Origin of the sequence: Alcanivorax jadensis T9, from assembly GCF_000756655.1 — a bacterium.
Lineage (GTDB): Bacteria > Pseudomonadota > Gammaproteobacteria > Pseudomonadales > Alcanivoracaceae > Alcanivorax > Alcanivorax jadensis.
Genome location: NZ_ARXU01000002.1, coordinates 34667 through 52527, shown reverse-complemented (window position 1 = coordinate 52527; position 17861 = coordinate 34667). Strand labels below are relative to the sequence as shown.

The 17861-nt window shown below is 58.9% G+C and carries 14 protein-coding genes; 8 read left to right on the top strand and 6 right to left on the bottom strand.

Features of this window, described 5'->3' with window-relative positions:
• Positions 1-21 precede the first annotated feature (21 nt).
• From T9A_RS02720 to T9A_RS02705, 4 genes are all read right to left on the bottom strand, one after another.
• Positions 22-996 carry an FAD:protein FMN transferase gene (locus tag T9A_RS02720; protein ID WP_035244926.1) on the bottom strand — a complete coding sequence of 325 codons (975 nt, stop codon included), beginning with the start codon at positions 994-996 and terminating at the stop codon, positions 22-24.
• Between the two features lie 63 nt (positions 997-1059).
• On the bottom strand, positions 1060-2640 hold the full coding sequence (locus tag T9A_RS02715) for a hypothetical protein (protein WP_035244925.1): 1581 nt from the start codon (positions 2638-2640) through the stop codon (positions 1060-1062).
• A 10-nt stretch (positions 2641-2650) separates the two neighbouring features.
• A complete protein-coding gene (locus tag T9A_RS02710; RefSeq protein ID WP_035244924.1) occupies positions 2651-5101 on the bottom strand; it encodes a LamG domain-containing protein in 2451 nt (816 codons plus the stop codon).
• Between the two features lie 4 nt (positions 5102-5105).
• Entirely contained in the window at positions 5106-6290 is a 1185-nt protein-coding gene (locus T9A_RS02705; RefSeq protein ID WP_035244923.1) for a DUF1585 domain-containing protein, read from the bottom strand.
• 203 nt (positions 6291-6493) lie between these two features.
• Between T9A_RS02705 and T9A_RS02700 the strand changes: the two genes are divergently transcribed.
• The 6 genes from T9A_RS02700 (at position 6494) to T9A_RS02675 (ending at position 12494) form a co-directional block, all read left to right on the top strand.
• Positions 6494-9103 (top strand): HzsA-related protein, encoded by a 2610-nt coding sequence (locus T9A_RS02700; protein ID WP_035244922.1) that lies wholly within the window; start codon positions 6494-6496, stop codon positions 9101-9103.
• A gap of 145 nt (positions 9104-9248) precedes the next feature.
• Positions 9249-9992 (top strand): outer membrane beta-barrel protein, encoded by a 744-nt coding sequence (locus T9A_RS02695; protein WP_035245487.1) that lies wholly within the window; start codon positions 9249-9251, stop codon positions 9990-9992.
• Positions 9993-10051: 59 nt separating this feature from the next.
• Entirely contained in the window at positions 10052-10624 is a 573-nt protein-coding gene (locus T9A_RS02690) for an outer membrane beta-barrel domain-containing protein (protein WP_232221976.1), read from the top strand.
• 24 nt (positions 10625-10648) lie between these two features.
• Positions 10649-11143, top strand: a complete 495-nt coding sequence (locus T9A_RS02685; protein ID WP_035244920.1) for a TlpA disulfide reductase family protein — start codon at positions 10649-10651, stop codon at positions 11141-11143.
• Positions 11144-11154: 11 nt separating this feature from the next.
• Positions 11155-11376, top strand: coding sequence for a DUF4266 domain-containing protein (locus T9A_RS02680; protein WP_084573375.1), 222 nt, complete (start codon positions 11155-11157; stop codon positions 11374-11376).
• Positions 11367-12494, top strand: coding sequence for a DUF3570 domain-containing protein (locus T9A_RS02675; RefSeq protein WP_035244918.1), 1128 nt, complete (start codon positions 11367-11369; stop codon positions 12492-12494). Before T9A_RS02680 ends, T9A_RS02675 begins: the two co-directional genes overlap by 10 nt.
• A gap of 303 nt (positions 12495-12797) precedes the next feature.
• Here the strand turns inward: T9A_RS02675 and T9A_RS02670 are convergent, their stop codons facing one another.
• Together T9A_RS02670 and T9A_RS02665 are read right to left on the bottom strand one after the other, a co-directional pair.
• Complete coding sequence (locus T9A_RS02670; RefSeq protein ID WP_232221974.1) at positions 12798-13934, bottom strand: phospholipase A; 1137 nt, start codon at positions 13932-13934, stop codon at positions 12798-12800.
• A gap of 13 nt (positions 13935-13947) precedes the next feature.
• Positions 13948-14136: a Trm112 family protein gene (locus T9A_RS02665; RefSeq protein WP_035244917.1), complete on the bottom strand. Its 189-nt coding sequence runs from the start codon at positions 14134-14136 to the stop codon at positions 13948-13950.
• 276 nt (positions 14137-14412) lie between these two features.
• Between T9A_RS02665 and T9A_RS02660 the strand changes: the two genes are divergently transcribed.
• Together T9A_RS02660 and T9A_RS02655 are read left to right on the top strand one after the other, a co-directional pair.
• Positions 14413-16209 (top strand): acyl-CoA dehydrogenase C-terminal domain-containing protein, encoded by a 1797-nt coding sequence (locus tag T9A_RS02660; protein WP_035244916.1) that lies wholly within the window; start codon positions 14413-14415, stop codon positions 16207-16209.
• A gap of 143 nt (positions 16210-16352) precedes the next feature.
• Positions 16353-17849: a DUF945 family protein gene (locus T9A_RS02655; RefSeq protein ID WP_035244915.1), complete on the top strand. Its 1497-nt coding sequence runs from the start codon at positions 16353-16355 to the stop codon at positions 17847-17849.
• Positions 17850-17861: the final 12 nt, after the last annotated feature.

Here is a 17861-nt window from a genome sequence, read left to right as displayed (position 1 = left end):
AGCCGTAGGCGTCATCCACCGTTACTCCGGTGTCGTTAAATCGTCGGAATAAAAAACATTGCCGTTGCGGTCGATGATGATGGCCGAGGTATCCGCTAGCCGGTTGATCAGCGCCAGGCCTTTTTCTACTCCCAGCACAAAGACACTTGTGGAGAGAGCATCCGCATCCAGGCTGTTGTCCGCGAGCACGGTAACGCTGGCCAGACCATCGATACTCTTGCCGGTCTGCGGTGACAGGATGTGGTGGATGCGGCGGCCATCACGGATGAAGTAGCGTTGGTAATCGCCGGAGGTGGACATGGCCAGGTCGCTGATGGGCAGGCGCATGGCCACCTTCTCCTGGTTACGAGGGTGCTGGATGCCCACTTCCCAGGGGCGACCCCGGTGGTCACCGAGCACATAACTGTCACCGCCCAGGGACAGCCAGGCATGCTTAATACCCGCCTCTTTCAACAGCGCGATACCCCGGTCGATGGCATAGCCCTTGGCGATGCCGCCCAGATCGATGCGGGTGCCGGGTGTGCGATAGCGCACCCGGTGATTCGGCAGTAACTCAATGCGGTCGGCGCCGATGTGCTCGGCCGCATCGGCTAGCTGGGAAGCGTTTGGCGCCTTACCTTCCCGGTAGTCATAGAGATGGCCGGCACTGGCAAAGGTAATGTCGAAGGCGCCGTCGGTGAGCTGATAGAAATGCAGGGACCGTTCCAGTAACCGATAGAACTCGGGGCTGATGGTTTGCGGTTTTTCATGGCCACGCTGGTTAAGCCGAGCCAGTTCACTGTCTTCCACCCAGGGCGACAGTAACTGGTTGAGCCGCTCCATTTCCGCTTCCAGTTGCTGGAAAAGGGGAGCGGCATTGCTCTCTGACCACAGGGAAACACTGGCGCGGGTGCCCATCACATCCCAATCGTGTTGTTGCCAGTCGGCGTGCACGGGGAGCGCCAGCAGCAGTAGCAGGCTGGCAAGCAGGGAGCGAAGCGGGCGAGGGCGATGCATCGGTGTATCCGGGACCAGTGTGTAGATATTGGAGCTTTGCTCGCAAAGCTCCAACGGTTGCCGTCAGGTAATGGTACCACTAACGATGGGCTCGAAGGCGGTAAGCCGGTCCATGGAGTCGCTGTTGCCCAGACTGTGATTGGGGAACTTCTCCGAGAACAAGCCCTGCTCACCATGAAGCGCCATGTAGTTCAGCCACACGGTTTCCGCTAACAGGTTGACGTTGTTGGCGGCCGGGGTGCCAGCGGTTTCCACCGAGGCATCCGGGCGCATCCAGCCCAGCTGCTGATGTTGTTCCGCCGTGCTGCCCGCCGTATTGAGGGTGGGGCGGCCATTGGGGTCGTAAACGAGAAAGAAGGACGCCGCGGTCGATGAATTATCGCCAGTCCATTCGCCCTTGCCACGTCCTTCGGCAGAGTCATCGATGCGCCCGTTGCTGGCCACGGAGCCATCACTGAACACATAAATCATCAGTGGCACTCCCTTGCGGCGAGCGTACTCCAGGCAGGCTCCCATGCACCGCCCGGCACGGCGGTCGCGGATTTCACCGGTTCCCCGTTCGCCGGTGTGATAGTCGAAACCACCCATGCTGATACAACCGGCACCGGCGTAGCCGTTGACCACCAGCTTCATCACCGAGGCCGTTTTCTCAAACTCCCGATCGTTCAACTCGGCGTCCGAGAAGATGCCGAGAATGTCCATGTCCTGGCGGATATCCAGGGTGGAAGGGTCGCCGTAGCGGTCGGTGATATCTGCCGCTTCCACATAACCACAACGCAGCAGGTTGCGCAGGTTGTCGCGGCGGTTGGTATTGGTAAGACCACTGTCGATGCGGTCGATGCGTTTGTGGCTGATGCGGGCGATGGATTCCATTACCGACACGGCATCGGCCTGATCGAGCAGTCCGACCAGTTTGCCGGTGTCTACCAGGCCGGTTACATCGGAGCGCCGGTCTACCTTGGTGGGACGGGCTGAGGCGATGATGGACGCATCCGGGGACATGGAGTTGCCACCGGATATGGAGCTGCGAGAGCCTATCAACGACAGTAGTTCGCCGTCCGCACCGGCATTGAAAATACCGTACATGGGGTTGTGGGGATTATTGGCGGTATCGTTTTCCGAGCGTGCCGGGATCACGCAGCCATTCACATTGGCGGTGGCGTTTGGTGCCTTGTCGAGAATGCCAAGCAGAAAAGGGGAGTCACTATGGAATGCCAGCCCCAGCTCGGTATTGATGGTGCCCGGGTCATTATTGGGTGCCAGGTTGCCCGGTAGCCCAAGCTTGGAATAACCCGCACTGCTGAGAAGGTCCTGTTGTCCTCCCTCGCCACCAACCAGCACGTTGGAGCCGGCAATGTTAGCGCCACCGGCGAGATCAAAACAGATGAAGGGGATCTTGCCGGCCCCGGCGGCGGCGATGCCGCAGTCGGTTTTCATGCCTTCCAGATCACTGGACAATGCCGCCATGGCTTCGCGAGGGTTACTGAACAGGCCGAACATGCCGACGCTGCCGAACGCTGCGCCGGTGAGCAAGCCGCGGCCCAGCATGTCCCGGCGGCTGACCGGTTTGCCGTGGCCCAGATTCAACAAGGGTGCATCCGGATGCAGGGGCTGGGTACGTTTTTTTAGAAAGTGACGTTTCATGATTTTCCCCTTATTGCATCAGCATGGTGGCACTGCCCAGCATGGCGGCACAGGCCGCCTTTGCCGCGGTGGCGGTGCGTTCCACGCAGTCACTGCTGCACTGTGTCAGATTGGTGTTGAACAGCAGGCTTTCCAGTTCCCCCTCCACATCGGCCCGGGCTGGCTGATCCGCCTGGCCGTTGCCGACCATGCGTTCAAACAATGGTGAAATGACCCAGTCCCGCCATTGTTGCTGGGTAATGGTGTCGGCACCAACGTTGTAGTTCAGCCCTGAGAACAGGGGTGTGATGCTGCCATCATTGGTGCGCTCGGCTTCCACCAGGGCGTTGCAGTACTCGATCGACAGCTGCGCCACGCCGACCTGATGAGCAGTGAGGAAGGCTTCAATGTTTTCCTCGCTGGGAAGCTGGGTGCGCAGGCGCTGATAGGTGTCCGGCACGTCTCCATAACCCTCTGGTACTCCGGTAAGCACACTCATGGTGGCGTTGATTTCGGCAAAGTTGCGTAGCCCTGCCAGTGGTTGTTCGCCGTATTCGTTAGGGGTCAACGGCAAGGGCTGCGGTTCAGTGTGCACATGGGTATGGCTACCCAGCCGCTCGAAGGTCAGGAAGAATTCATCGTTGTCCTGGCCCTGCTCCACCGGCAGCAAGGTGCCCAGGCGGGACAGGGTTTCTCCCTGTTCGCTGTAGCCGTCGCCGCCGATCTCTGTGTCCAGGGTGGCGAAGGCTTGTGCCACATCCGGTACCTGTCCATTGATGCCCAGACGTAGGCCGGCCAGGGGGACTTCTTCGCTGACGATGTCCTGCTCCAGGTTGATGAAGTAGGGCGCGGCGAACAGGTAGCTGAAGTTATCGAAGCGGGACACTTCGAACACCACATAGGCGCCGGGCTGGTCGATCAGATGACCGATGTAGAAGGGCAGGAAATAACGCTCGCCGACGCCGGCGTCGAAGTTGGTGCGAATCTGTTCTTCAGTGAGTGCCCGGTTATGGATGGCGGCGAAACGGATTACCCCTTCCCAGGGGCGGTCACTGGAGGCTTCGTTGCCCAGGACTAAAGCGAAGGTGTCATCCCAGGTGTTGAGCAGGGCGGGGATGACCGGATCGGTGGCGCCGTTGCGGGCACCATTGATATAGATCTGTCGGCCGTTTACCGGGTCGAAGGTCACCGCCACGTGCTGCAGGCTGGCCTGCAGCGGATCGTCAGCCGTTTCCAGCACCGGTTCGCCGTTGCCGTCAGTGGCTTCGCCGATACGCTGGAACAGCTGATAATTGCTGCCGCTTTGCGCCAGTGTCAGGTTGCGGGCATCCGGGCCGGCGGAGTAACTGATGATATGGGCATCATCCTGGCCGGTGCTGGCGGGCACCAGCCAGGCTTCCAGGGTCAGTTCGCCGGTGGTGCGGATCATGTCACTGAGCTTCTTGCTGGTGGCGGTGCTGCCCTGGGCTTTGCCGTTGTTGAGACGAATGCCCCAGCCGCCTTCCCAGGTGACGTCGCCATTGAATTGCAGGTGGATGGACGGGTCTACTCCGGAGCTGTCGAAGGCGGTGAGGCCTTCCCCGGTCTTGAATTCATAGCGGGCGATGATGTTGCTCTCGTAACGGCCGCCGCCGGCGGCCAGGGTGCCATCGTCCACATTGAGTGATTTGCTCAGCACCAGATCGTTATCGGGGGCGGTAGGGACAATGGCGTTCGCCATGGCGCGAATGGCATTTTCCATGGCCAGGGCATCACTGTCGCAGTTATCGCTCCAGCAGTTGTGGCTGTCTTCACCGAGACGCTCTACCAGACGGCTCAATTCCGGGCTGTTCAGGTCGATCTTGCTGCGCACGGCCGTGTATGCCTCGTTCACATCATCTGCAGCCAGATAGGGGCCCTGGGGGGTGTTGGCATCACTCTGGTGACAGTCGCTGCAATGGTCGTCCAGCAACGGATAGACATGGGTCTGGAACAGGCTCGGGTCCTGGGGGAAATTCTTGCTGTTGCCCGGGTCCTTGATCGGCGGTTCTTCCAGTTCCGTGGTGCCGCCCCCCAGCCCCAGACTTTCGCCAGCCCAGGCGCTGATCCAGGTACTGATCTGATCGGCGCAGAATTGCGAATCAGATTCCCAGCAGTTATGCCCACCGGCGACTTTCTGCACCATCTGCGAGGACGCTGGCTGGTTAAGGTTGATCAGCGGGTTGGCTGCTGCATAGGCCTGGTTGATATCGCCGGTCTGCAGGAAGGCAGGCTGCTGATCGCGGTGACAGGCGCCGCAGCGCTGCTCGCTGACCATATTGTTCCAGATATAGATCTTGAAAGCGGAGACGTCAGCATTGCGTGGTGCAGGGCCGTCGTAGTTGACGTTGTTGTTGCCGCCCCCATTGTTAACGTTCGGGGTGGTGTCGGAGCCGCTGCTGCTGCCGCCACAGCCGCTGATCAACGCGGCCAGGAGAGCGCTGGCAAGTGGTAAGTATCGCATCGCCTCAGTCCCCCATGCAGTAGGTGGCCGCATCGGCAAACAGCGTCTTCATGCGGTAGTTATCGTTTTTGAACTGGCTCGTCATGTTCTCAAGCTGAGAGGTGTCGGCACTGTCTGCGGGTTTGCGCAGGCACACCGCCTGAAAAACCTTCTCCGCCTGGCAAGTGGCGAAAACATCGCTGTGGGCCAGTTCCCGGCCCAGGCTGGCGGCGCCGCTGCCACTGCCGTTCAGATTCGGGTCCCAGCCCAGGTTGGCATTGGGGCCTTTTCGCCAGTAGTTGTCCCAGTTGTCGTCCGGGGTGATGTACCCCCAGGGGAAGTTGTTGCTGTTGATCAGATATTTGCCCTGCACCCGGGTGCCGGTATCCGGATCGGCGCTGGTGTTGTAGACCATGCGGCCACCATCGCCTTCCTGCGGGCCTTCCCAGTCGTAGTAGGCAAAGCCCTGGGCCAGCGGGTCCATGCCGCTGTGACAGCTGATGCAGTTGTTGCGGAAAATACGGCTGTCGCCGCCGGGGCTGCGGCTGACATCCTGACGGATGCGGTCGGAGGGGCGAGTGGTGTCCTGCACCTGTTCCAGGTCACGACAGAGATGGTTCATCAGGGTGAAGCGCAGCATGGCCCGGTTGGTGCCGGCATAGAAAAAGGCGTTGGCAGCGGCACGGGTGGTCAGCACCCCGGCAACGGCCTGTGACGGCGTGCCGTACTGGCTGGCCTGGCTGCTGGCGGAAAGCACATCGGCCAGATTGGCGTGCTGAATCTCCAGGTTGCGGTAATGGGCATTGCTGTCCGCAGACGCCGCTGGGGTGACGTTGCCCACGTAAAGCAGGTCATCGTAGAGGATTCGCCGAAAGTCCAGATCATCGCGAATGGCACCGATTACCGTGGCGGTATAGTCATTCAATGGCGCGAACACATCCTGGGCCTCATTGGTCCACGGTGTGGCGAACTGCTTGACAGTGACGTTATAGAACGCCGGGTGGTCCATGGCCAGTTCCGCCGCGTCACGGGGGCCGCTGGTAGGGTTGCCCTGGATCAGGTTGGCCATGGTAGTGAGCGTGGCAGCATCCGCCGGTACACCCGCCAGACGATTGTGAATGCGTTGTGCCTGGTCGCGACTGTTGGCCATGCCTGTCACAGGCAAGCTGAGAGCCAGCGTCACCAGAAATATCCCCCGATAGCCTTTCATGGCTGTATCCTTTTTCTTTGATACGCTGTCGTCCGTCTGTCATTGATTGGCAGTACAGATCGACCGTTTAACAGATTTCCCGTTTCCCGCAATCATTGTCCATGACATTCTGCATCAGGCTCTGTGAATTGGGGCCCAGAAAATCAACAACAGATTCGCGATACTGACACAAACCAGAAAAAAACGGACGAACGGTGAAAATAATGAGGGTACCTGTCCTGCTGGGTCTGCTTGTGGGGATAAGCGGCTGCGGAGGCATGGACGGGGGGGATCAGCAGAAGGACCCCACGGTAACCGATATCCCGGTGGCGTATGTGCAGCGTTCGCTGCCCAGGGATGACGACGGTGAGATTGTGGTTGAGTCCCTGGAAGAACCGGCAGCGTTCCAGGCCGGGGCCAGGCTGATGGTGCGTGATAGCGCTTCCTCCCGTGCTGTTACTCGTGATGTCTCCACGACGATCTTCGGTTCCGGCCACGACGTCCGTGATCTCACCATGAGCTACGACGGCAGTCGTCTGCTATTTTCCGCTCGGGCGCCGGAAATTGTCGATGCAGATGAGGATGAGCAGCCTACCTGGAACCTGTGGGAATATGATTTTCAAACGGGCGTCGCGCGACGGCTGATCAGCAGCGACCTGCGCGCAGAAGAAGGCCAGGATCGCTATCCGGCCTATTTGCCCGATGGCCGTATCGTGTTTGCCTCAACCCGCCAGCGCCAGGCCCGGGCCAGGTTGCTGGATGAGGGCAAGCCCCAGTTCACCCCGCTGGAAGAAGGCCGTGATACTTATGCCTTCGCCCTGCACGTGATGAGTGCGGACGGCGTGGAGATTGAGCAGATCACATTCAATATGAGCCATGATGTGGCGCCCCTGGTGGGCCGCGATGGGCGGGTGATCTTCCTGCGCTGGGATAACAAGGATAATGAAAACCGCTTTGATCTGTACCGGGTTAACCCGGACGGAACCGGGCTTACCCCCCTATACGGTGCCGATAGCCATGACGCCGGTAATAATCGCACTCGGGAATTCCTGCCCCTCTCGCTCATGGGCGATGGTCGTCTGCTCACCGCTGCACGTTTGCGCGAGGCCGGAGCCGGGCAGATGCAGCCGCTGGCCATCGATATTGGCAACTTCGTGAATCGTGAGGGCCCGCTGTTTGGTCGGGTTGGTAGTCAGGCAGAGCAGGCGTTGCCGGGCCCGGCCAGCTCTTTGGGTGATGCCGTGGCGGTGGAAGGGCGACTGGCGGATTTGGTGAGCATGGATGATGGCTCCGGTCGTTTTTTGATCGCCTGGTCTCCCTGTCGCTTGCGGGAGGGGCAAACCCTGCGGCCCTGTACCGCCGAGTATCTAAATCAGGGACTGCCGGAAGCACCGCCTGCCTTCGGTCTATGGATTCTGGACCCGGCCGAGGGAACTCAGCGGCCAGTGGTCACCCCGCAGGCGAATCTCTGGGTCACAGAACTGGCTGTGGCAACGTCGCGAACCCTGCCAACGCAGGCCGTGGCCAATGAGCGGGACGATGCCCTCGCTGAAGACAACCTGGCGCGACTGGATATTCGCAGTGTCTACGACATGGATAGCCGGTTTGTCAGTTTCAATAACCCTCGGCTTCCCGGTATTTCCACGCTCGAGCAGTTCCGGGATCCTTCCCTGGTGGCCCCGGAAGAGCGGCAGGTGCGTTTTCTGCGGATTACCAAGGGCGTGTTGATCCCCGACGAGGATGTCCGGGATATCGCCGGAGCCCAGTTCGGGCGGGCGGCTAATTTCGGCATGCGCGAAATTGTCGGCTATGTGCCGGTAGAGCCGGACGGCTCGGTGCGAGCGCGGGTACCCGCTGACGCGCCGCTGGGCCTGCAATTGGTCGATGCCACGGGCAAGGCGGTGTACAGCCGTCATGGTGCATGGATCAATCTGCGCCCGGGCGAAACCCTGCAATGCCAGGGCTGCCACGCCAACAATTCGCCGTTGCCCCATGGCCGTACTGATGGCATGGCACCTTCGATCAATGCGGGTGCTCCCCTGACCGGGCAGCCCTTCCCAAATACCCGCACCGATGTGGTCGGGTTTGCCGATGCCGGCGAAACCATGGCTCAGGCGCTCACCCGGCTCTATCCGGAACGGGAAATCCCGGCCATTGATATGCGCGGCTTTGATGCCTGGAGCGATCCGGCTCCGGCTGAAGACCTGTTGCTGGCCTATGCGGACCTGCAGACACTGGCGCCTGCCCCGGTGCCCTGTCAGCAGCAATGGCAGGCGGAATGCCGCACGGTGATTCATTATCAGGACCACATTCAGCCGCTTTGGGATCTGCCACGCCAGGCGGACGTGGGTGGCAGCCTGCAGGATGTTACCTGTTCTTCTTGCCATAATCGCCGGGATGCCATGAATGCGTTGCAGGTGCCGCCGGCGCAGCTGGAGCTCACTGGTGAGGCGTCTGCAGATCAGCCGTTACAGCCCACCAGCTACCGGGAACTGCTGTTCAATGACAACGAGCTGGTGCTGGAAGACGGCGCCTTGGTCGACCGGCTGGAGATCGTCACTGACGGTGAAGGCAATGTGGTTTACCAAACTGATGAAGACGGGGAGCTGATTCTGGATAACATGGGTAATCCTGTTCCGGTGACGGAAACCGTGCCGGTCTCGGCACTCATTCGGGCTGGCCAGGCGCGCAATTCCGACGCATTCTTTGATATCTTTGTACAGGGCGGTGCCCATGACGACTGGCTGAAGGTGGAAGAATTGCGGTTGCTGGCGGAATGGGCCGATCTTGGGGCGCAGCTCTATAACGACCCGTTCCGGGTGCCCGAAAACTGATAAAGCGCCAAGTCTGGATAACCTGACTGGTGCCGTTGGAGCCTTGTTCGCAAGGCGAATGGCGTAAAATTCTTGCCATGAAAACAAGCCCGGAATCGACATGCCGGGCTTATTTGATGTCCGATTGAAAGGGGAGACGCACCCGTTGCGCCTTGTAGTTGTGTTGTTATCCATGCTGGTGCTGTTACCGGTAAAAGCGGTTTCATCCGAACCGTCACCTCCCTTGCAAGTCAAGGTTGCGGAGCCCTATGTGGATATCCATACCGGGCCCGGTCGCGGTTACCCGGTTTTCCATGTGGTAGAGCGCCATGCGCCGCTGACCCTGCTGTTCCAGCGCGCCGGCTGGATCAAGGTTGAAACCGCCCGTGGCCGCATCGGCTGGGTGCCTCGCAAGGCGTTACTGTCTACCCTGGACGGCAGCGGTGAGACACCGGAACTGCAGAATCTGGGTCACGAGGATTTTACTGGTGGGCACTGGCAGGCATCGGTGCTGGCGGGAGAACTTGAAGGTGTCACCTCGCTGGCGGTGGGGCTTGGCTACCGGTTCACAGAAAACCTCACTGCCGAGGCGATGTTTACCCAGGCCAGTGGGAATTTTTCCAATACCAAGCTGATTGATTTCAACCTTCAGCATCAGCTGTTTCCGCGCTGGAGAATCTCTCCCTATACGATGCTGGGAACCGGCCGCGCCAGTATTGAACCCCGGGCGACATTGGTGCGCCCGGAAAATCGTGACGAAACGCTGGCTTTTGCCGGCGCCGGGCTGAAGGCCTACCTGGCTCGCGGTTTTGTATTACGGGGTGAATACCGAAGTTATGTGCTGTTCACCGAAGAAAACGACAACCGGAATCTGGAAGAATGGAAACTCGGTTTCTCCCTGCTTTTCTGATCCTGCCTCTATTACTCCCGGCAGGAGCAATAGCTGAAACGGCAGACGATACATCCGCTGTGCGCGACGCAGACCCGGAATCGGTACTGGATCCGCAAATCGAGCGGCGTCGTATCAAGGAAGCGGATATCGATAGCGAAAACTTCGAGGCGGGTGTGTACGCAGGCATTCTCTCGATTGAAGATTTTGGTGCTCAGCCAGTGGTGGGCGTGCGGCTGGACTATCACTTGTCCGAGGATGTGTTCTTCGAGGCAGTGCTGGGCCGCGCCGAGGCTGGAGAAACCAGTTTCGAAACCCTTAATGCGGGGGTGCGTCTGCTGAATGATGATGAGCGTGAGTTCACTTATTACCAGGCGTCGGTGGGGTACAACCTGCTACCCGGCGAGGCCTTTCTGTCTGGCGGACGAACGTTCAATAACGCCCTTTATCTGCTTGGTGGAGCCGGGATTACCGATTTCGCCGGCGAAGAGCATTTCACCCTGGGGGTCGGTGTGGGTTACCGCCTGCTGGTCAATGATTTGATCGCCGTGCGGGTGGATATGAAAGACCATATCTTTAATCTGGATGTGCTTGGCGAGGATAAGACCACGCACAATCTGGAGCTGACCGCGGGTGTCAGTCTGTTTTTCTGAAAATAAGAAATGGGGGGAGCAATAATGAAAAAGACACTGATGCTAGTGATAGGCGCGTTGGCGCTGATTTTTTCCAGCAATGCGCTTGCCGCAGAGGAAGGTGCGCCAGCACCGGACTTTACGCTCAAGACCCTGGATGGCAGCAACCTGAAGCTAAGCGAGCAGCGGGGAACCGTGATTCTGCTGAATTTCTGGGCCTCCTGGTGCGGACCCTGCCGTACCGAAATGCCGTTGCTGGACGATCTTTATCAGGAGTATCGCGACTACGGCTTCACCGTGCTGGGCGTTAACCTGGATGAGAATCGTGACCAGGCGGATCGTCTTTTGGACAAGATTCCGGTGACCTTCCCGGTGTTGTTTGATCCGCAGAACAGTACCAGTGAAACCTATGGCGTGGATGCCATGCCCACCACCGTACTGATTGACCGTAATGGTGTGGTCCGTCATCACCATCGTGGTTACAAGGACGGCTATATGGATAAATACGAAGACCAGGTGAAGGCGCTGGTGCTGGAATGAATGGAGTGGGAATGATGCGTCTCTCCGGTCTTGTGCTATTGCTGGCGTTCACCGCCAGCGGCTGTGCCGTAAAACCCTGGCTAAAGCCCTACGAGCGTGCCCGCCTGGCGGACCCGGTGATGAACGTGTCTGCCCATCCGGTGGCGGAAAGCTACATGGGCCATGTGCATCAGGCGCGGGAAAGCATGCGTGGGGCGGAAGGCAGTGCCGGTGGAGGCTGCGGATGCAACTGATGCGTACGTTGCTGGTGGGAGTGCTGATCTGTTCAAGCGCGTTGTTGCAAGCCTCGGTATTGCCGGAGGATCGGCTTGATGTGCTGTACCACCAGTACGAGGGGGGCGGTATGAAAATCAATGGCCCGTCGGTGCTGGTAAGAAAGTCGGTGGCCGACAAGGTAGCGGTGCATGCCAATTATTATGTGGATGAAGTCTCCGCTGCTTCCATTGATGTGCTGGTCAGTGCCAGTCCTTACTCAGAAGAGCGCACCGAGAAAAGTGTTGGCGTGGATTACCTGCATGGCAAGGCCATCTATTCGTTAAGTTACGCCAACAGCGAAGAAAATGATTTCGAGGCGAACTCGGTACACTTTGACATGAGCCAGGATTTCTTTGGCGATCTGACAACCCTGAGCTTTGGCTATTCGAAAGGCTGGGATGAAGTGTTTCGAAGTGATGATAATACCTTCGCTGAAGAAGCCGATCGGCAGCATTTTCGGATCAATATATCGCAGATTCTGACCCGCAATCTGAGGGCTAGCCTGGGCCATGAGCTGATCACCGATGAAGGCTACCTGAACAATCCCTACCGCTCCGTGCGTTATTTGACGGGTGGTGGCAATTACAGCTTTGAGCCGGAGCGCTATCCAGAAACCCGTACCAGTGAAGCTACCTCGTTACGGCTGTCCTACTACTTGCCCTGGCGGGCCGGCCTGCATGGCGAGTACCGGCTGTATAACGATTCCTGGGGTATTGATGCCAATAGCTGGCAATTGAAGCTGATACAGCCGCTGGGAGGAAAGTGGACTCTGGAAGGGCGTTACCGGGCCTACCAGCAAGGCCAGGCGGATTTTTATGCGGATCTATTTCCATTCCAGAATGCCCAGAATTTTCTTGCCAGAGACAAGGAACTCAGCGAATTCAGCTCTACCGTGGTGGGGGTGGGGATTGGCTTCGAATTCAGCAAATCAAACTGGGACACCTTCGACCGGGCGGGGCTGAATCTGTGGGTGGATCGCTTCAGCTTTGACTACGAGAATTTCCGCGACATTCGCGTCGCTTCCACCCCGGGCACCGAACCGCTGTACAGCTTTGATGCCACGGTAACCCGACTGCTGTTTACGTTGTGGTATTAGCTACGAGCTACGCTGGTTGGATAGGGAAAGGATGGAAAGTTCCTCGGACCTCGGTATTTCTACGAAGCCGCGGTAGGAGCCCATGCTTGCATGGCGAACCGCGCTTGCGCGGAAATCGGCCGGAGGGAGATCAGGAGTCTCAGAGCTCGACAGGTTTCAGAAAAGAATGGCGGCTAGGTTGATCTGTGCCGCCTCGCTACGCTCGGTTCGCCATGCAAGCATGGCTCCTACAGCGAAGCCCGGTTCTTTCGCCTGAATCGCGCCGCGAGCGGCGCTCCTGCAAAATTTTTCCGGCGTTGTCTCTTACAACGAGTCGGTCAGCAAAATCCCGAAGCTGAAACGGTTTTCGTAATCGTCGTAGTTGATCAGCGAATCCCCATAGCCACTGAACACCTGAACCAGCCCCTTGAAACGCTTGCTGAGCGGGAAAGAATAGTTGATGCGGCCGGCGCCCTTGTTGTCGGAGCGCAAGTTGTTACGCACCATCAGTTCCAGTACGTGGTTGCGGAATGGGTAGGCTACTTCCAGCTCGAAATTGCCCATGAACTTTTCGATGTCCGGGTTATCGTCACCGGAGGTCTCCAGGGGGTCGTCTTTCTCTTCTTCGGGAATCCGGTACCAGGGTTTCACGGACCAGTAGTAGTCGCCGGTCTTGAAGACGTAATTCATGAACACCCGGTTCCAGCTTCTCGACACCGGCACATCGCGGCCATTGGATTGGTGGTTGAAGCCGGCCACCAGCAGTTCGGAATCCAGTGGGCCAATCTGCCAGTCGATAGGCTTGGAAATAAAGATTTCCGGCTCGTAATTGGTTTCCCGAAACGGCGCGGAGATCTCGCTGTTGTAGGCCTGCCAGAAGAAGGTACCGGTGAACGCCATCCACAAGGTCACATCGTCGACGATGTTTTCCTTCAGGGGCGCCTTGAGTGAGAGCTGGAACTTCACCTCGTTGGGCTGCAGGTCCCGGTCATCCTTGTCGGGGTCATTCCACTGGCGGTTGGACCAGTAGCTGTACGGCAGCAGGTAATTGCGGCGGTGCGGGGTAATCACAAAGGGGTTGCCTCGGGTGGTGTTTTCCAGCGCCAGGCGGGCGCGCAGGGCATCCTCGTTGGTGCGATCCCCGGGCAGTTCTTCGCCGTTCTGGCACCAGCCGCGCAGCTCTTTCAGGGTGACCTGCTCATTGGCAGTCTGAGCACTTCGCAACAGGCAATCGTTCTGCTGCTGGGTTTTGCTCATGGCCTCCGTTGATTCATCCGGCACCGGGGCACTATCACTGTCTGATGCCTGGGCATTTTCCTCTTTCTCACGTTCGGATGCTTGCGGGCTTTCTTCGGCATGGAGGGTGGCGACACAGAGAGAGGCGCTGATCAATGTCAGGGCCAGCACCAGGGACTTGTACATGCAGTGATCCTTTACGTTGCCGATATTTCCGTCTGGCACGGCCAGCATCCAGTTACAGGTTGCTGACTTCCTCGTTGCTCATTGAGCGAGCCTGATCCTCCAGCATGACGGGAATACCGTCACGCACCGGATAGGCCAGACCACTGGCCTTGCACTTGAGTTCGCCGGCCTTGTCGTCATAGATCAGGGGTGCCTTGCTGACCGGGCAAACCAGGATGTCTAGCAGGTTGGTATCAATCATTGGCGGATTCCTAAGCAGTCATTCAGCAGTCTTTGGCGAGTATACCCAATGTCCACGGCAGGGGAGAGGATGCCGCCGCAACTCCGGCCTTTTTTTACGAAAAAGCTGTTAAAACAGTTAACTAGAGAGGCAAACGGTAGTTTCAAACGCTTGTTTGACTCACGGGTCACAAATAGGGGTAGAGCGGTGCAGGAGCCCTGACCTAAGATTAGCGTCCCAAATTATGGCGGGCCCATGGCCCGCCTCATTGTCACCGTTTCTTTAGGGAGATTTGAGATGCCGGATTACAAGGCTCCCCTGCGCGATATGCGCTTTGTACTGAATGAAGTCCTGGACATGGACGGCCACTACCAGGGTCTGGGTCTGGAAGAGATCAACAGCGAACTGCTGAATGCCTTTCTGGAAGAAGGCGCCAAGTTTTCCGAAAACGAGCTGGCTCCCCTGAACCGTTCCGGTGATGAGGAAGGCTGTGGTTTCGACAACGGTGTGGTAACCACGCCGAAAGGTTTCAAGGAAGCCTACGCCAAGTATGTGGAAGGTGGTTGGCCGGCCATGGGCGGCGATCCGGAATTCGGCGGTCAGGGCCTGCCCGGCTCCGCTGGCATCGCTATCTCTGAAATGACCGGTACCGCCAACTGGTCCTGGAGCATGTACCCGGGCCTGTCCCACGGTGCGGTGGCGACCATTGAAGAGCACGGTACCGACGAGCAGAAAAATGGCTACCTGCCGAAGCTGACCAGCGGTGAGTGGACCGGCACCATGTGCCTGACCGAACCCCACTGTGGTTCTGACCTGGGTATTCTGAAATCCAAGGCCGAGCCCAACGCAGACGGCTCCTACAGCATCACCGGCACCAAGATCTTTATCTCTGCTGGTGAGCATGACATGGCCGAGAACATCGTCCATATCGTACTGGCTCGCCTGCCTGATGCGCCCAAAGGCACCAAGGGTATTTCCCTGTTCATCGTTCCCAAGTTTCTCACCGACGGCAACGGCGGTGTGGGCGAGCGCAATGCGGTGACCTGTGGTTCCATCGAACACAAGATGGGCATCAAGGCATCCGCCACCTGCGTAATGAACTTCGACGGCGCCACCGGTTACCTGATCGGCCCGGAAAACAAAGGCCTGAACTGCATGTTCACCTTTATGAACTTTGCCCGTCTGGGTACCGCCATTCAGGGTGTTGCCCATGCCGAGCTGGGTTTCCAGGGTGGCCTGACCTACGCCAAGGATCGTCTGGCCATGCGCAGCCTGTCCGGCCCGAAAAACCCGGAAGGCCCCGCCGACCCGATCATCGTTCACCCGGACGTGCGTCGTATGCTGCTGACTTCCAAGGCGTTCGCCGAAGGTGGTCGTGCACTGGTGTACCTGTGCGCCCAGCTGGGTGACAAGGTGAAGCTGGAGAAAGATGAGGCGGCCCGCAAGGAAGCCGACGATCTGATGGCCCTGTTGACGCCAATCGCCAAGGCGTTCGTGACCGAAGCCGGTCTGGAAGCGGCCAACCACGGTGTGCAGATCTACGGTGGCCACGGCTTTATCCGTGAATGGGGCATGGAACAGAACGTGCGTGATGCGCGTATCTCCACCCTGTACGAAGGCACCACCGGCATTCAGGCGCTGGATCTGCTGGGTCGTAAAGTCATGATGACCCAGGGTCAGGCCCTGCGTAACTTCACCAAGGTCGTGCACAAGTTCGGCGAAACCAACGCGGACAATGCGGACCTGAAGGAACTGCTGGAGCCGCTGGCCGCTTACAACAAGGAATGGGGCGAGCTGACCCAGGCCATCGGCATGCAGGCCATGCAGAATCCGGATTATGTGGGTGCCGCTTCCGTGGATTACCTGATGTATTCCGGCTACGTGACCCTGGCCTACCTGTGGGCCCGCATGGCAGCCGTGGCACACGCTGCGCTGGAATCCGGTGCTGGTGATGAGGACTTCTACAAGGCCAAGATCAGCACGGCCAAGTTCTACTTCAAGCGCATCCTGCCGCGTGCGGCCGGTCACAAGGGCGCCATCGAAGGCGGCCTGGACTGCCTGATGGAACTGGACGCAGAACACTTCGCGTTCTGATCCGGCGTCAGTGCCAGAAAAAAAGCCCGCCCTTGTTCGGCGGGCTTTTTTTTGCCTGAAAACCGCCCAGGCTACGTAAACGGTGGTTTTTCGTTATAGTGTCGACACAAAAAAGACGTCACAGGGATGAGGGGGATATATCCATGAAGAAGGTTGTTGCACTGATTGTGGTGCTGGTTGTGGCGTGGCTGGGGGCCACGTTTTATGTGGGCATGCGCGCCGAGACGCTGGTTCGCGACGAAGTGGCCGGCCTGGAAGTGATTCCGGGGCAGAGCGATATTGTCTTTGACGTGCTTCGTTATGATCGCGGGCTGTTTCGGTCCGAGGCGGTGACCTGCCTGATCGCCCAGGGCGAGCTGGCATCCAATCCGAACATGGCGATGTTGTCCGGGCAAATCTGCTCCCTGAGCACCATTCACCACGGTCCCTTCGCCTGGACCGATGAGGGCCTGTTTGTGGGGATTGCCGCCAGTGAGGAAGTCCTGGATCTGAGTGAGCTGCCCCCGGAAATGGCGGCCATGGTCAATGAGATCTTTCAGGGCAAGCCGCCGGTGACCGGTTACAGCCGCTATGGCTTTGATGGCAGCCTGACCATGAAGGTGGCGGTGTCGCCGGTAAATCTGGAGGCACCCATGGGCAAGGTGGTGCTCGAAGAGTTGCAGCTGGACGTGTTGCGGCCAACCGCTGATACCTATCCGGTCAACACTTACCTGTCCCTGCAGGGGCTGGATGTGTCCTCCCCGAAAATGGGTTTCGCGGTGGATTCACTCACTGGCGCCGTGGATATCGTTGCCATGCTGGGCGGTGAGTTACCGCTGGCGGATATTAACCTGGCCGGCAAGCAGTTGCGCTGGTCCCAGGGGGAGCAGCCGATGCTGGCGTTTGATCTGACCCTGCAGGGCAACAGTAAGGATCACGGTGATACGCTTAGCGGCGACAGCCGCTTATGGTTGGAGAATATCAGCGGGCCAATGGTGCCGCTGCCCATGGACAGCGCTTACCTGGGCATGGACTACGCCGGTCTGGACCGGCAGGCACTGGTCAAGGTGCACGCACTCAACCGGGAGATGGATGAAATCCAGACCCGGGCACTGATGGGCGCCCTGACCGGCAATGGCGAGCAGGATATGGAACAGCAGATGGCTCGTATCCAGACCTTGCTGGCAGAAATGACCCAGGTGGCTGCGGAACAACTGCTGCATCCGGGTGACAGTGAGTTGTCACTGCAGATGCTGGTGGACCACCAGGGCGAGCGACAGCTCACCGTCGACAGCAAGGCCCGTTACCTGGGGCTGGATGGCAACAACCTGCCGGCTGACGAGCTGATGGCACTCAGTGAGGCGCAGATTCAGCAGATGCTGGATGTGCAGGTGCGCGTGGATATGCACGAGTCACTGGTGCCGGCGTCCTACGTCGCCAGGCTGACAGCCCTGGCCGAGCAGGGCGTGGTGGAAAGGCAGGGCGAGCGCTGGAGCAGTGTGATCAGCGCCAATGGCGGCGCCCTGAGCCTCAATGGCCAGCTAGTGAGCGCTGAAGAGCTGCAGGAGCGCATGAAAGCGGTTTCCGGGCCTGCTGGCACTCCGGAGGCGGCTGAAGCGGAGACGGCCCTGGACGATCCGTTGGCTTACCAAGTCGATTGATCCGCAAAACCC